The sequence below is a fragment of the Nocardia sp. NBC_01329 genome (assembly GCF_035956715.1).
Classification (GTDB): Bacteria; Actinomycetota; Actinomycetes; order Mycobacteriales; family Mycobacteriaceae; genus Nocardia.
On record NZ_CP108381.1, the window covers coordinates 5,446,564 to 5,462,121 of the forward strand.

Sequence of the window (15,558 nt, forward strand, 5' to 3'; positions counted from 1 at the left end):
ACTAGCTGGTATCCGGTGGACGACACCGAATACACCGATGCACGCGCGTAGCGAGCAAATATCCGGTTTGCCAGGTTCGGACTCGCACATACGCGAACACATCTGACGCGGGTGACCAAAACCCCTAGTGAGGGGGCCCCGCACCCCGAACAATAGCAGGTTCACACCGGGTTTGCCGCTCTCTTGCCAACTGGGCCAAGGCATTTGCCAATACTGCTAAGATGCCGTATTGCTGCGTAATTGCAGACTTATAAGGACGATTTTGCTCCAAAAAAGTACGGGGTCGCTAATAGCCGAAAGTGATTGTTATGTGATCGCCTGTAAAACATATGTCAACGCCCCTACCGCGACGGTGGTCGCGCCACGGCGGGATGATGGCGTCATGCCCGAACGCGATCGAGACGAGCTGGGGCGAGCCGCCAACGCCAGGCCCCGGGACCGACTGGGGCGCCCGCTGCCGCCGGGAAGACCCGGCGTTCCGCGGATACCCGACGACCTGGACCTCGAGCCCGCCGAGGCCCTCACCTACGCCCAGCAGCTGCTGGATCAGGGGTTGGCCTTCAACGCGCACGAAGTGCTGGAGTCGGTCTGGAAGAACGGCCCGAACGCCGAACGCATGCTATGGCAGGGTCTTGCGCAGTACGCAGTCGGCCTCACCCATATCCAACGCGGAAACCCCAAAGGCGCGCGCACGCTGCTCATACGCGCTGTCGAGCGGCTGCGGACCTTCGATCCGGTCGCCGCCGGACACGCGCCGGGCCGCCTCCCCTACGAACTCGACGGCCCGGGCCTGATCGCCCACGCCGAAACGCTGCTGGCCGAACTGACGGTGCCGCCCGGATCCGAATCGAATGCCGACGCTATCGCCGTCGAAGACGAGCGATCCGAGGCGCCGGATATCGATCTGTCCGAACTCATACCCCAGCTGCGCCGCGACCTACCATGACCCGGATGCCGTCCACTCCTTCCTCGCCCCCGGCCGGGCGGTACGCGCCCAGCCCGTCCGGGGATCTGCACCTGGGCAATCTGCGCACCGCACTGCTGGCCTGGCTCTTCGCCCGCGGCAGCGGCCGCCGGTTCGTGCTGCGTGTAGACGATCTGGACCGGGTACGACCCGGCGCCGAGGAACGTCAGCTGGCCGACCTCGCCGCTCTCGGTCTCGACTGGGACGGTCCGGTGACCCATCAGTCGGATCGTCTCGACCACTACGCCGCGGCCGTGGACCGGCTCACTTCCGCCGGACTGACCTACGAATGCTTCTGCACCAGAAAGGAAATCCAGCAGGCCGTCACCGCCCCACACGGACCACTGGGCGCTTACCCCGGCACCTGTCGCGATCTCACCCCCGGCGAGCGCGCGCAGCGCCGCACCGCCGGACGGCCCGCCGCAGTGCGGCTGCGTTCGGCCCGTACAGATTTCGAGATCACCGATCGGCTGCGCGGCCGGTACCGAGGGCCGGTCGACGATTTCGTCCTGCGCCGCGGCGACGGAATCCCCGCCTACAACCTGACTGTCGTGATCGATGATGCCGAACAGGGTGTGGACCAGGTGGTTCGCGGTGACGATCTGCTGCCGTCCACACCTCGGCAGGCCTATCTGGCCACGCTGCTCGACCTCGGGATACCCGAGTACGCGCATGTTCCGCTGGTCCTCAACACCGAGGGCAAGCGACTGGCCAAACGCGACGGTGCGGTTACCCTGGCCGATCGTCTCGCGCGCGGGGAAACCGTGGCTCGAGTGGTGGGACTGCTGGCCGACTCACTCGGCCTCGCGGGCCGCGGCGCCGGTGAACTGCTCGCCGGTTTCGACCCCGACCGGCTGCCTCGTGCACCCTGGGTACTCGATCCCGACAGCTTGGTGGTCGCGGGCCGCTGTCCGTAACCTGGCCTGCGACCAGATCTCCGGATTTCGAGTTCAGGCAGGCGAGATGACCAGTGGCGGGTACGACCCCAGCAACCACCCCCAGCCCGGGCAGCCCTACGGGCAGCCCCCGCAGTACCCGCAGCCCGGGCAGTACGTCCCACAGCAGGAGCAGTACCAGCCGCAACCGGACCCGTACGCCCCGCCATACCAGCAGGGCGCACCGGCACAGCCCTATGGACAGCAGGCCCCACCGGCCGAGCCGGCCCCCCGGTACCAGCAGACGGTGTTTCCGCAGGCACAGTACGGAGGTCAGCAGTACGGGCAGTACCAGCCCGCGTTCGGGGTCCCCGGTAACCTGTGGCCACGGTTCGCCGCGCGGCTGATCGACAGTCTCATCATCGCGTTGCCGCTCGCACTGCTACTGAACTTCGTTCTCATGCCGAACCTGACGGGCCTCACCGGCCCCTCGGTCAGCTACGCGATCATCTTCGCGGTCACCCTGGTCTATTACGTGCTCATGGAATGGAAGAGCGGCGGCGCCACCCTCGGCAAGAAGATCCTGGGCCTCAAGGTCGTGGCGCCGGACGGGTCGCCCACCGTCGCGCCGCTCGTCTCGCTGAAGCGCAATATCTATCTGGCGGTACTGATCGTGCCCTGCGTGGGCTGGGTGGCCGGGGCCGCTCTCATGCTCTACATGGCCGCGACCCTGGACAAGAACCCGAACCGGCAGGGCTGGCACGACAAACTCGCGGGCGGCACCCAGGTCCTCGCGGCCTGAGTCACACCTACCGGATCACGCGCCGGCGGCGCTCGCGACGATCATCACCACGAACCAGAGGATCCCCAGGGCGATCAGGCCCACCCCGATCCAGATACCGGCGAGCGCCATCCCGCGGCCCTCCTGACCGCTGTCCTTGATCTGGTTGAGCGCGATGACGCCGAGGATGATCCCGACGATGGAGGTGGCACCGCAGGTCACGAAACCGGCCAGCGAAGTGACCAGTGAGGCGATCGACAGACCGTTCGTGCCGCGGTTGGCCGGATAACCGTAGGGCTGGTAGTTCGCCGGATAACCGGATCCCGCCGCACCGTAAGGCGAATAGGGTGGTGCCCCCGGATAGGGCGCGGCCGGGGGCGGGGTGCCGTAGGACGGGTGCCCGGGCGGCGGTGCGGGAGCCGCGGCCGGGGTCGAAGGGTACTGCGGTGCCGACGGATAGCTGGAGGGCCCGGACGGATGCTGCGCGGCAGCAGGGTCCGACGATACGCCCGACCCCCCGTACTGTTTCCACCACTCGTCGGATTCACCGGGGTTCGTCATGACAACAGCCTATTCGAGAGTTTGATTGGATAGTCGGGTGGAAGAGTCGAACAAAACACCCTTACCCGGCAAGTCTGGACACCCCGCGCCCGCACATGCGGCGTACGCACCGGTGGCGCGGGGGTATTACACACCGATCGTCGTACTGTTCACGGCAACTCTCATCGTCTCCAATATCTGCGCGACCAAGGGGGTGCAGTTCCTCTCCGGCAGTTCGCTGACCCTCGGACCTCTGGAGATCCTGCCGATCACCACCGACGCCGCGTTCTTCCTGTTCCCCCTCGCCTACATCCTCGGTGACGTCCTCAGCGAGGTCTACGGATTCCGTGCCACCCGGCACGCTGTCTTCTATGGTTTCGCCGCACTGCTGCTCACTGTTATCTGTTTCGCCGTAGCGATCCGGTTGCCCGCCGCGGGGTTCTACGAGAACCAGGAGGCCTTCCGTACCGTCATCGGCACCACACCGCAATTGGTTCTGGCCGGATTGGCCGGTTATGTGGTCGGCCAGCTGCTCAACTCCGCGACCTTGGTACTGATCAAGGAACGGACCCGGGAGAAGCACCTGTGGGCTCGGCTCATCGGTTCGACGGTGGTCGGCGAACTCGCCGATACGCTGATCTTCTGTTCGATCGCCGCGACGGCCATCGGCATCGACAGCTGGAGCCAATTCTTCAACTACGTGATCGTCGGATTCCTGTGGAAAACCCTGTGCGAGATCCTGGTCCTGCCGGTGACCTACCGGGTCATCGCGTGGCTGAAGAAACACGAGCCGACCTACGCACCGAGCGAGGCCGCCCCGCTGCGCTCTTGACCCGCCGACCGTTGTTCCCGGCCACCGCCGGGGCAACGGCCATTACGGCGCGGTGATCCGGCCCTTCCAGCGCCCCAGCGCTTCGGCACGGAACTCGTCGAAGTACCCGCCGTCGATACTGGCCCGGATACGGTCGACCAGCCGGATGGTGAACCGCTCGTTGTGGATCGTGCACAGCGTCGAGGCCAGCATCTCCTTGGCCTTGAACAGGTGGTGGATATACGCGCGGGTGTAATTCGCGCACGTGTAGCAGTCACAGGTTTCGTCGATCGGGGTGAAATCCCGTTTGAACCGGAGGGTGTCGATATTGAACCGGCCGGCCTCCACATAGATACCGCCGTTGCGTCCCACCCGGGACGGGTTCACACAGTCGAAGGTGTCCGCACCGGCCTCGATCGCGGCGAACATATCCTCCGGTTCGCTGATCCCGAGCATATGCCGGGGCTTGTCCTCCGGTAGTTCGTCGCAGCACCAGCCGACGATGGTACCCAGCGCGTGTTTCTCCAGCGCGCCGCCGATTCCGTAACCGTCGAAGCCGGTGCCCGCGGCACCCCGGATCTCGGCCAGGTCGCGGGAAGCCTTGCGCCGCAGGTCCTCGTACTGCGCACCCTGCACCACCGCGAACAGCGCTTGGTAGGGCCGGTGGGCGCGTTCGGCGGTGAGCCGTTCGTGCTCATCGATGCACCGCTGCGCCCACTGGTGCGTGCGCTGGACCGACTTCTCCTGGTAGCCACGGGTGTTCATCAAGGTGGTGAGCTCGTCGAACGCGAACATGATGTCCGCGCCCAGCTGATGCTGGATACCCATCGAGACCTCGGGGGTGAAACGATGCCTCGACCCGTTCAGATGCGAGCGGAAGGTCACCCCGTCGTCGTCCACGGTCGCCAGGCGTTCTTTGCCCTTGGCGATCACCTCGTCGCTGCGCACATCGACGGTCTCCATGGCCAGGACCTTCTTGAACCCCACGCCCAGCGACATGACCTGGAAACCGCCGCTGTCGGTGAAGGTGGGACCCGGCCAGTTCATGAAGGCCGCCAGACCACCGGCCTCGTCGACGATATCCGGGCCGGGCTGCAGGTACAGGTGGTATGCGTTGGCCAGGACCGCCTGCGCGCCCAGTTCGCGCACCGCCTCCGGCAGCACCGCTTTCACGGTCGCCTTGGTTCCCACCGGGACGAACGCCGGGGTGGCGACGGTTCCGTGCGGGGTCTGCAGCACCCCGGTGCGGCCGTGCCGCCCCTCGAGGCGGGTACCGATGCTGAACGAGAAACCGACGCCATCCGACACGGCCGTCATCCTCTCAGGCAGTGCCCATCAGGCATGAGCGAGGGCCCTGCGTGGTTACGCTTCGCTACCTACTACAGGCCTGACTCGCCCATCCCGGGACTATCAAGCATGAGCGAGGGCTCTACGCGGTTACGCTTCGCTGCCTACTTCGGGCCTGACTCGCCCATGCCGGGATCAGGCCTCGACCGCGGCGGCCGCGAACTGCGCATTGTAGAGGCGGTAGTACGGTCCCTGCTGCTCCAGCAGGTTCTCGTGTGTGCCCGTCTCCACGATCCGGCCCGCTTCCATCACCACGATCAGATCCGCGTCGCGGATGGTCGACAGCCGGTGCGCGATGACGAAGCTGGTCCGGTCCCGGCGCAGTTCCGCGGTGGCCTGCTGGACCAGCAGTTCGGTGCGGGTATCGACCGAACTCGTGGCCTCGTCCAGTACCAGGATGGCCGGTTTGGACAGGAACGCACGCGCGATGGTGATGAGCTGTTTCTCACCGGCGCTCACTCCGGTGCCCTCTTCGTCGATGACGGTGTCGTATCCGTCCGGCAGCGCGTGCACGAAACGGTCCACATAGGCCGCACGCGCGGCGGTGAGGATATCGTCGGCGTCCGCGCTCGGATCACCGTAGGAGATATTTTCCCGGATGGTGCCCTTGAACAGCCAGGTGTCCTGCAGCACCATCCCGATCCGGGAGCGCAGCTGTGCGCGGCTCAATGCGGTGATATCGACCCCGTCGATGGTGATGGCACCGGAATCCAGTTCGTAGAACCGCAGCAGCAGATTCACCAGGGTGGTCTTTCCCGCACCGGTGGGCCCGACGATCGCGACCACATGCCCCGGTTCGGCGACCAGCGAGAGGTGCTCGATCACCGGGGTCTCCGGTTCGTAGCGGAAGGAGACGTCGTCGAACTCCACCAGACCGCGTTCGGGCGGGCGGGCGATCTGCTTCGCCGGGTCGGGGCTCTGTTCGGGGGCGTCGAGAATCTCGAAGATCCGCTCCGCCGAGGCGACCCCCGACTGCAGCAGATTCGCCATCGCACCGATCTGGGTCAGCGGCTGGCTGAACTGGCGCGAGTACTGGATGAAGGCCTGCACCTCACCGAGTGACAACTGACCGGAGGCCACCCGAAGTCCGCCGATCAGCGCGACCAGCACATAGTTGACGTTACCGAGGAACATCGACGCGGGCATGATCAGGCCGGAGATGAACTGCGCCTTGAAACTGGACTCGAACAAACGGTTGTTGCGCTGGTCGAATTCGGCGCCGACCTGCTTGCTGCGGCCGAACGCGGTGACGACCTCGTGCCCGGTGAAAGCCTCCTCGACCTGGGCGTTCACCAGGCCGGTGTATTTCCACTGGTCGACGAAATGCGGTTTGGACCGTTTGGCGATCTGGGCGGTCACCACGATCACCGCGGGCACCGTCAGCAGTGCGACCAGGGCCAGCAGCCAGGAGATCCAGAACATCATCCCGAGGATGCCGATCACGGTGAGCACCGAGACGAGCAGCTGACTCATGGTCTGCTGCAGGCTCTGCGAGACGTTGTCCACATCGTTGGTGACCCGGCTGAGCACATCACCGCGGGGGGCGGAATCGAAGTAGCTCAGCGGCAGCCGGTGGATCTTGTCCTCGACATCGGATCGCAGCCGTTTGATGACGCGGTTGATCACGTCGTTGAGAAGGAATGCCTGCAACCAGCCGAATATCGCCGCACCGAGGTAGAGCGCGAGCACTACGGTCAGCACCCGGCCGACCTGGTGGAAGTCGATGCCGACACCGGGTACGACATCCATCCCGGACAGCATGTCGGCCATGGTGTTCTGGCCCTGGGCGCGCAGTCCGGCGATCGCCTCGTCTTTGCTCAGCCCCGCGGGCAGCTGCCGGCCGACGACGCCGTCGAAGATCAGGTTCGTGGCCTGGCCGAGGAGGTAGGGGCCGGCGATGTTCAGCACCACCGAGACGATGCCCAGCCCGATGATCACACTCACCAGCCCGCGCTCCGGCACGAGCCGCCGCACCAGCCGCTTCAGCGACGGTTTGAACGATTTGGGTTTGGCGTCCGGAGCTCCCATCGGCATCCCCGGCCTCATAGCGCCTCCTCCGGAGCGAGTACATGCGGTCCGCGGAGGCCGCAGCGAAGGCGGAGGTATCGCATCATAGCGCCTCCTCCGAAACGAGTACATGCGGTCCGCGGAGGCCGCAGCGAAGGCGGAGGTATCGCATCTTCACACCTCCTCCACACTCAGCTGGGATTCGACGATCTCGCGATACTCCGCGCAATCGCGCAGCAGTTCCTCATGGGTACCGGTACCCGCCATCTCACCGTCTTCCAGAACCACGATCCGATCGGCATCGCGAATGGTGGCGATCCGCTGGGCGACGATGATCACCGCGGCGTTGCGGGTCGCCGGGCGCAGGGCCGCGCGCAGCCGTGCGTCGGTGGCCACGTCCAACGCGGAGAACGAATCGTCGAACAGGTAGACCCGTGGCTGCCGGACCAGTGCTCGCGCGATGGCCAGCCGCTGCCGCTGCCCGCCCGATACCGTCGTACCGCCCTGCGCGACCGGGGTCTCGAGGCCCTGGGGCATGGCCCGCACGAAATCGGCGGCCTGGGCGATCTCGAGGCAGCGCCACAGCTGCTCGTCCGTGGCGTCCGGATCGCCGTAGCGCAGGTTGCTCGCCACCGTCCCCGAGAACAGATACGCCTTCTGTGGAACCAGGCCGATCTGCGCCCGCAACTCGGCCAGATCGAGATCGCGCACATCGGTGCCGCCGATCTCGATCGAACCCTCGGTGACATCCATGAGGCGTGGGATCAGGTTCAGCAAGGTGGTCTTACCGGAACCGGTGGAGCCGACGACGGCCGTGGTTTCGCCGGGACGTGCTCGGAAATCGATCCGGCACAGCACCGGTTTCTCCGCGCCCGGGAAGCTGAATGCGATATCGCGCACCCGCACTTCGGCCGGGTCGCCGCGAAACGCCGTCGGTTGTTCCGGCGAACGCACCGAGGATTCGGTGTCGAGTACCTCGGAGATCCGGTCGGCCGAGACGGCCGCGCGCGGCGCCATCATGGCCAGGAAGGAGGCCATCATGACGGCCATCAGGATCTGCATGATGTAGGAGAGCAGCGCGGTCAGCGAGCCGATCTGCATCGCGCCCGCGTCGATCGCCTTACCGCCGAACCAGATCACCGCCACCGAAGTGACGTTGCTGATCAGCATGACCGTCGGGAACATCAGTGCCATCAACCGGCCCACTCGCAGCGAGACATCGGTGAGGTCGGTGTTGGCCACCCCGAACCGCCAGGTCTCGAGCGGTTCCCGGACGAAGGCGCGGACCACACGGATACCGGTGATCTGCTCGCGCAACACCCGGTTGACCTCGTCGAGCCTGGCCTGCATCTGCCGGAAGGCGGGCACCATCCGGGCGATGATCAGCCCCATGCTCAGCGCGAGGGCCGGCACCGCGATGAGCAGGAGCCAGGACAGGCCGAAGTCCTCACGCAGCGCCATGACGATGCCGCCGATGCACATGATCGGCGCCATCACCGCCACGGTCGAGGCCATGACGATGAGCAACTGCACCTGCTGGACATCGTTGGTGTTTCGGGTGATCAGCGAGGGCGCGCCGTACATTCCGATCTCACGGGCCGAGAAGGTACTCACCCGGTGCAGCAGCGCCCCGCGCAGATCCCGGCCCGCGCTCATCGCGGCCTGCGCGGCCAGGAAGACCGAGGACGCCGATGCGATGATCTGCACGCCGGAGACCAGCAGCATGCGCAGCCCGGCAGTCCAGATGTAGCCGATATCGCCTTTGGTGACGCCTTCGTCGATGAGGTCGGCGTTCAGGCTCGGCAGGTACAGCATCGCGATCACCGAGATCAGCTGCAGTACCACGATCCCGGTCAACTGTTTCCGGTAGGGAACCAGGAAACCACGGAGCAGTCGGATCAACATGATGATCGAACGCTACCGTCCGCGCCGGTGGGGCGCCCCGTCATTTTTCCCGGGTCCGGGAGGTGCGGTTCGCGGCGCGCCCAGGCACCGGGATCGGCGGTCAACGTGCCGATGAATTCCGGCAGTCCGTTCGCGGCGATATCGGCCAGGCTCACGTTCTCCAGTACCGCGCGCAGGTTCACCCGCAGCGCGATCCACACCTGTCGCAGCGGTTCGGCCACCCCCGTGTACTGCACTTCTTCCGGTCGCAGTCCGCGGACCGAGGCGAGCGGGCCCTCGAGCGCGCGGATCACGTCGGCGATCGAGATATCGGCAGCCGGCCGGGCCAGCCGGTAACCACCGTCGGGACCGCGCCGGCTGGTCACCAGTCCGGCCCGGCGCAGTTCGGCCAGGACGCTCTCGAGCACCTTCGGTGGAATGCGTTGAGCTGCCGCGATGGATTCTGCTTTCACCGCGACAGCCTGATCGGATGCCGTGATCTCGAGCAGTGTCCGCACGGCATGATCCACCTTTGCGGTGATGTGCACGACTGACCTGACCTTTCGTGTGCCGGGGCACGATGACGCGACAAACCTAGTCGTCGCCGGGTTGCAGCGTCGCGAGCGCCGCGTCCAGCAACGTCGCCTCCACCACATCATCACCCGCGTCTTGGACGATCTTGTTCGAGAACAGTGCGACGCTGAGAATTTCCATCGCCGCACTGGCGCGGAGCAACTGCACAGTGGTGGGCTCGGGTCCGGCCAGCCAATCGCGCAATACCTGCCCGACCTCGATTATCACTGGAAACTGGTCGGCCAGCGCGTTGGCGAGCGGCACCGCATTGTTTACCCACATCTCCCCGGCGTCGCGGTGCCGAATCATGGCCCGGAGGTAGGTCCGCAGGACGGTCCGGCGTCCTGCGGCGTCCGGGGTGAGTCGTTCTACCTCGTCGGCGAGCGCGCGCATTTCGTCGAGGAGGGGGTTGACGATGGCTGTGAGCAGTTCCAGCTTCGAGGCGAAGTGATAGTAGAGCGACGGCTTGGTAATTCCGACCGCATCAGCGATTTCGCGCAGGCTCGTCTCTTCGTAACCCTTGGCCACGAACAGCCGCACGGCGGCCTCTCGGATAGCCTTCTTGGTGTCTCGACCTGCAGTAACGTGGTCGCCAGATCTGCGATTCGCCATTTCTGCCCTTCTCGTTCTCCGGTGACAGGTTCGATCGGCACCGGAAGTCGAGCTTGTTCCTCCGCTTAACCTACCGGTAGCCTACCTACCGTACGGTAGATACAACTGACGTCCACCGTGTAGGCGGATTTACCGGCTTCGGGCCCGCGAAAGCGTCCGGCTCCCACAGCTTCTGTCCGCGATAGGGACGTCGGCCGTCAGTTCGTCACAGCTCAGATGACCAAACCGTCCCGGCATCGCTAGGAGAAAACCCTCGTGTCCGTATTCCTGTACAGATGGGGAAAGTTCGCTTTCCGCCGGAAGTGGATAGTGCTGCCTGTCTGGGCGCTGATAGTGGTGCTACTCGGTGGTGCGGCCGCCACGCTGTCCAAACCGTTCCAGGACAGCTTCGAGATGCCGGGACTACCGTCGGAGCGGGCCACCGCGATTCTCGAGGAACATATGCCACAGATGGCCTCGATGTTCAGCATCGACGCCATCAACGGCACCTATGTGGTCGCCTCCCGGAACGGCACCCTGGCCGACGAACCCAACAAGACCGCACTCGACGTGATGGTCCAGCGCCTGAACGAGCTGGATATCGTCGATCACACCGAGAAGATCGTCGATCCGGTCACGGCCACGTCGATGATGCCCGCGAGCCGAGAGGCCGCGCAGGAGCAAGCGCAGGCCGCGGCCGACCTCGCCCCGGGCGAGACTCCGCCGACCCCGGAGCCGAATTGCCTCGACGGCAGGGACTCGCCCGACTTCAAGGGCCTCTGCGGCGGCGCCCCCTTGAATGTGCTGAACGAGAACGCACCGCAAACCGTCGCCGTGATCGACGCGAAATTCACGATGCCGACCTTCTCCGATGTCACCGAGGAACACCGGCAGGCCGCCGAGGCCATCGCCCAGGAAGGCCGTAACGCCGGCCTGACCGTCGAACTGACCGGCGCCATCGCCCAGGCCCAGCCCGAATCCGGCCAGGCCGAGATGATCGGCATCGGGGTCGCGCTGGTCGTCATGATCATCGCCTTCGGCGCCATCGTCGCGGCATTCGTCCCGATCGTCACCGGTATCGTCGGCGTGGCCTGCGCGGGCGCACTCCTGCTGACCGGTACCTCGCTGACCGAGGTGCCGACCTTCACCCCCATCCTGGCCTCGATGATCGGCCTGGCGCTGTCCATCGACTACGCCCTCTTCATCGTCTCCCGGTACAAACACGAACTGGTGGTTCAGGACTCCCCCGAGGAAGCCGCCGGCGTCGCTGTCGGTACCGCCGGGTCGGCTGTGGTGTTCGCCGGGTTGACCGTCGTGATCGCACTGCTGGGCCTTTCGGTGGTCGGGATCTCGTTTCTCACGGCAATGGGTATCGGTGGCGCTATCGCCGCCGCTTTCGCGGTGGCCGCCGCCATCACACTCTTGCCCGCCATGCTCGGCGCGCTGGGCAAAGCGCTGTTCAAGCCGAAGCTGCCGCTGGTCGCCCGGCACGATCCCGAGGACGACGATTCGATCACCAACGGCATGCGTTTCGCCCGGTTGATAGCCCGGGTGCCGGTGTTGACGCTGGTCGCCAGCGCGCTCGTACTCGGCGCGCTCGCCGCCCCGGCCACCCAATTGAATTTGGGTCTGCCCGGCGGCGACAGCATGCCGGAGGATTCCTCGGTCCGTAAGGCCTACGAACTACAGACCGAGGGTTTCGGTGAGGGGAAGAACGGCGCACTCGTCGTGGCGGTCGACCTCTCCGAAACCCCGCAAGATCAGCGTGACTCCGCACTGACGGCACTGCGCGACCAACTGGCGAGCTACGACGGCGTGGACTACCTGAGCGTCGCCCAGCCCAGCCCGGACGGACAGGCGGCACTGTTCCAGGTGGTCCCGGAGTCCGGTCCGAACAGTGCCGAAACCCAGGATCTGGTCGAGCGCGCCCGCGATGCGGAATCCGCGCTGAAAGACCGGTACGGCATGGAATACGGAGTCACCGGCCAGACCGCCATCTACGCCGACGTCAACAGTGTGCTGCTCACCAGCATCGTTCCGTACCTGGCGATCGTCGCGGCGGCCGCGTTCGTGCTGCTGCTGCTGGTCTTCCGGTCCATCCTGGTCCCGCTCACCGCCGCGCTGGGCTTCCTGCTCTCGATGGCCGCGACCTTCGGCGTGACGGTACTGATCTTCCAGGAGGGCGCCTTCGGCCTGGTGAAGGACACCCATCCGATCATCAGCTTCCTGCCCATCGTGCTGATCGGCCTGGTGTTCGGTCTGGCGATGGACTACCAGGTCTTCCTGGTGACCCGGATGCGCGAGGAATATGTGCACGGCAAGAGCCCGAAGGAGGCGATGATCAGCGGCTACCACCACGGAGCCCGGGTCGTCACCGCGGCTGCGATCATCATGATCTCGGTCTTCGGCGGCTTCATGCTCTCGCCGGACATCACCTCGAAGTCCATGGGCTTCGCACTGGCGGCAGGCGTTTTCTTCGACGCCTTCCTGGTACGAATGGTGCTGATCCCGTCGCTGCTGGCGCTACTGGGCAAATGGGCCTGGTGGATGCCGGCCTGGCTGGACCGGATCCTGCCGGATATCGACGTCGAGGGCGCGAAGCTGCGGGAGGTCCAGCAGCGCGAGAAGCCCGCGGCGGTCGAGTCCGAACCCGCGGGAGTCTGATCCCCGGCACGTGCGCGAACGGCCGGCGTCCGCCCGGACGCCGGCCGTTCCGGTCCGGCCTCAGCGCCAGGCGGGCACTTCCGGCAACGGCCGGGACAGCGCTGCGTCGGCCCCGCGGCCGAGCAGCCAGGCCAGCAGCGCCGATGCCGGTCCCGACACGACCTGTTCGGGCTCACCCGCCCCGATGATCGCCGTGAAACCGGAATCGGTCGCGTCGATCCCGAAGGGCCGGACCCCCGGGCGCGCACCCAGATCGACGGCAGCCTCGGCGAGTAGTTCCGCGACGAAATCCGACGGCCACTGCGCGGGGGTGTAACCGGCGTCCAAGTCGACGTGATGGATCAGCACCTCCTGCAACCGCATCCACGGAATCCGGGTCGCCTCGACCGGCGTGCCCTGCCTGGTGCGGATCTCGGTCCGCCACTGCTCGACGGTGAGCACCCCGGCCATTCCGGACAGCCGCGCGGCCGACTCCGCCAGGTCGGCTCGCTGTTCGGCGAGTGGACGCGGCGCGCCCGCTTCGATATCGGAATCGCGCAGAGCCGCACTGGCGTACTGCGGAGTCTCCACCCCGGTATGCGCCCAGAGCAGCAGGTTGACCAGACCGTCGGCATTGCGGGACAGGTGGGTCAGGACGTGACCGCGGGTCCAGCCCGGTAGCGACGAAGCCGCGGCGACGGCCGCATCGTCCAGGGTGTCGACGGTGGCGAGGAGTTCACGGGTGGCATCGTTGACCGCCTGCATCCGCGCAGTGAGCAGTTCGATGAAATCGCTGGGCACGGAACCAACCCTACGTCCGCGATACGACTACATCCCAGTGGTTCCCGGGCCGGGTCCGGTGCTCAGAGCCGACTGCACCCGGTCAGCGGCCAGACGTGGATCCTCGTGTTCCCAGATCCGGATCACCTGCCAGCCCGCCGCCCGCAATGCGGCGTCGGTGGCCCGGTCCCGGGCCACATTGCCGGCCAGTTTCTCCGCCCACCACACGGCGTTGTTCTTCGGGTCGGTGGCATGGTCGGGGCATCGATGCCAGAAGCAACCGTCCACGTATATCGCGATCCGCCGGCGTGGGAATACCAGATCCGCCCGCCGCCGCTGCCCGCGAATGGGTGGGCGATCCACGAAATAGCGCAGTCCACGCCGATGCAGTTCCCGGCGCAGGGCGAGTTCGGGTGCGGTGTGCGCGCGCCGCTGCCGCGACATCCGCGCACTGGTCACCGCGTCGGTGGACGGTCGCCGGGAACTCGGGACCGGAGATTCACCGGTCATGCCGCCCAGCCACCCATCCGATCGAGATGGGCCTGCACATCGTCGAGGAAACCGGTCGGGAAGCGCAGCGACCCCATCCCGGTGCGCCGCAGAAAGCCCGCGGTCGCCCGCGCCGAGAGCAACTGGGTATCGCCGAGAAAGAAGCGCAGGTCCTCGTAGGATCTGTGCACGGGCCAGGGCGAGAGCGGTACCTCGAACGCCTCGCCCGCACGACCCCACGCCGCCCCCGGCCACGGGCTGCCGGGCGGCAGCGGGATATGGCCCGGGATCGGCTCGCCCGGGTCCCGCAGCCGGGACCCCACCCACGCCGCCATCCGCACACTGACCGCGTTACCCACCAGCTTCCAGCGCTGCCCCGGCCGGAACCCCGGCGTGCCCAGCGCCGGTTCGGTCCATCCGGCGGCGAACCCCTGTAGCCGCTCGCCATCGGTGATCCCCGGCGTGACTATCTCCCCCGACGGCAACCGGATCGCCGGCGGACTGGCGATCCCCAACCCTGACCCGCCCTTGAGCGTGGGGACGGCGTTGACCACCCACCCCAGCCCCCGCACGCCCTCTGTCCAGTAGAACCCGCACGGATCGTATTCCGGGGATCCGAGCAGGCGGGGCCCGGCATCATCGGCGAACAGCACCGGCCGCGGATCCTCGGTGCGCGAGGCCAGCATGAGCACTCGGTTGCGTCGTTGCGGCAATCCGAAAGCCCGGGCGTCCACCACCCGATAGGCCCAGGTGTAGCCGAGTTCGTCGAGCGCCGCGGTGATATGACGCATGGCCGCGCCCCGGCCGAGCTGCAGCATGAACGGCACATTCTCGATCAGCAGCCAGCGCGGACCGCGTTTGCGCCGGACCAACCGGAACACATGATCGACCAGGCTCGACCGGGTTCCGGTGATACCGGCGGTCCGGCCCGCCTGCGACAGGTCCTGGCACGGGAAACCCGCCGCGACCAGCTCGGTGTCCGGCGGTAGCGCACGCAGCCGGGTGATATCGGTATGCAGTTCGGCATCGGGGAACCGGGCCGCCAGCACCGCCCGCGCCCCGGGTTCGATCTCGCAGAGCAGAGTCGAATGCCAGCCGTGCGCCGCCAAACCGAGTTCCAGTCCTCCGATCCCGGCGAAAAGTCCCACCATCCGCGCGCCCGTCACGAGGTCCTCTCCATCCGGTCCGGCTCCCGAAAGGAGGTTACTCCGCGTATCAAGGCGGCCCGACAGGTCACGGTGCCCGCCCACACGCCGGGGAAACGGCCCCGCAC

General features: G+C 66.4%; 14 protein-coding genes. 5 read left to right on the forward strand and 9 right to left on the reverse strand.

Translation table 11 applies throughout. From position 1 onward, the window contains the following. Positions 1-382 precede the first annotated feature (382 nt). Genes OG405_RS24760 through OG405_RS24770 form a run of 3 tightly spaced genes read left to right on the forward strand, consistent with a single transcriptional unit; the run spans position 383 to position 2,641 of the window. Complete coding sequence (locus OG405_RS24760; protein ID WP_327148820.1) at positions 383-946, forward strand: DUF309 domain-containing protein; 564 nt, start codon at positions 383-385, stop codon at positions 944-946. Continuing rightward, positions 943-1,881: a tRNA glutamyl-Q(34) synthetase GluQRS gene (gene gluQRS, locus OG405_RS24765; RefSeq protein ID WP_442790605.1), complete on the forward strand. Its 939-nt coding sequence runs from the start codon at positions 943-945 to the stop codon at positions 1,879-1,881. Before OG405_RS24760 ends, gluQRS begins: the two co-directional genes overlap by 4 nt. Before the next feature lie 46 nt (positions 1,882-1,927). Next, the gene (locus tag OG405_RS24770) at positions 1,928-2,641 is read left to right on the forward strand and encodes an RDD family protein (protein WP_327148822.1); all 714 of its coding nucleotides are present in this window, start codon (positions 1,928-1,930) and stop codon (positions 2,639-2,641) included. Between the two features lie 15 nt (positions 2,642-2,656). On the opposite strand, the gene OG405_RS24775 is transcribed toward OG405_RS24770, so the two are convergent. Further along, complete coding sequence (locus OG405_RS24775; RefSeq protein ID WP_327148823.1) at positions 2,657-3,181, reverse strand: DUF4190 domain-containing protein; 525 nt, start codon at positions 3,179-3,181, stop codon at positions 2,657-2,659. Positions 3,182-3,218: 37 nt separating this feature from the next. Here OG405_RS24775 and OG405_RS24780 point away from each other — a divergent pair, with 37 nt between their 5' ends. After that, positions 3,219-3,992 carry a queuosine precursor transporter gene (locus OG405_RS24780; protein WP_327148824.1) on the forward strand — a complete coding sequence of 258 codons (774 nt, stop codon included), beginning with the start codon at positions 3,219-3,221 and terminating at the stop codon, positions 3,990-3,992. Between the two features lie 42 nt (positions 3,993-4,034). Here OG405_RS24780 and tgt read toward each other — a convergent pair whose 3' ends face one another. From tgt to OG405_RS24805, 5 genes are all read right to left on the reverse strand, one after another. Further along, positions 4,035-5,288: a tRNA guanosine(34) transglycosylase Tgt gene (gene tgt / locus OG405_RS24785; RefSeq protein WP_327148825.1), complete on the reverse strand. Its 1,254-nt coding sequence runs from the start codon at positions 5,286-5,288 to the stop codon at positions 4,035-4,037. A gap of 165 nt (positions 5,289-5,453) precedes the next feature. Further along, positions 5,454-7,364: an ABC transporter ATP-binding protein gene (locus OG405_RS24790; RefSeq protein WP_327148826.1), complete on the reverse strand. Its 1,911-nt coding sequence runs from the start codon at positions 7,362-7,364 to the stop codon at positions 5,454-5,456. Positions 7,365-7,499: 135 nt separating this feature from the next. Then, positions 7,500-9,230 (reverse strand): ABC transporter ATP-binding protein, encoded by a 1,731-nt coding sequence (locus OG405_RS24795; RefSeq protein ID WP_327148827.1) that lies wholly within the window; start codon positions 9,228-9,230, stop codon positions 7,500-7,502. Further along, a complete protein-coding gene (locus OG405_RS24800) occupies positions 9,224-9,757 on the reverse strand; it encodes an RrF2 family transcriptional regulator (protein WP_327148828.1) in 534 nt (177 codons plus the stop codon). Before OG405_RS24800 ends, OG405_RS24795 begins: the two co-directional genes overlap by 7 nt. Positions 9,758-9,803: 46 nt before the next feature. Then, positions 9,804-10,322 carry a TetR/AcrR family transcriptional regulator gene (locus OG405_RS24805; protein WP_327148829.1) on the reverse strand — a complete coding sequence of 173 codons (519 nt, stop codon included), beginning with the start codon at positions 10,320-10,322 and terminating at the stop codon, positions 9,804-9,806. Positions 10,323-10,649: 327 nt separating this feature from the next. Between OG405_RS24805 and OG405_RS24810 the strand changes: the two genes are divergently transcribed. Next, the gene (locus OG405_RS24810; protein WP_327148830.1) at positions 10,650-13,037 is read left to right on the forward strand and encodes an MMPL family transporter; all 2,388 of its coding nucleotides are present in this window, start codon (positions 10,650-10,652) and stop codon (positions 13,035-13,037) included. A gap of 60 nt (positions 13,038-13,097) precedes the next feature. Here the strand turns inward: OG405_RS24810 and OG405_RS24815 are convergent, their stop codons facing one another. From OG405_RS24815 to OG405_RS24825, 3 genes are read right to left on the reverse strand one after another with little or no spacing between them, the layout of a single operon-like run. Beyond that, complete coding sequence (locus OG405_RS24815; protein ID WP_327148831.1) at positions 13,098-13,817, reverse strand: maleylpyruvate isomerase family mycothiol-dependent enzyme; 720 nt, start codon at positions 13,815-13,817, stop codon at positions 13,098-13,100. A gap of 27 nt (positions 13,818-13,844) precedes the next feature. Continuing rightward, complete coding sequence (locus OG405_RS24820; RefSeq protein ID WP_327148832.1) at positions 13,845-14,306, reverse strand: very short patch repair endonuclease; 462 nt, start codon at positions 14,304-14,306, stop codon at positions 13,845-13,847. After that, positions 14,303-15,436: a DNA cytosine methyltransferase gene (locus OG405_RS24825; RefSeq protein ID WP_327152503.1), complete on the reverse strand. Its 1,134-nt coding sequence runs from the start codon at positions 15,434-15,436 to the stop codon at positions 14,303-14,305. The genes OG405_RS24820 and OG405_RS24825 overlap by 4 nt, the downstream gene beginning before the upstream one ends. Between the last annotated feature and the right edge of the window lie 122 nt (positions 15,437-15,558).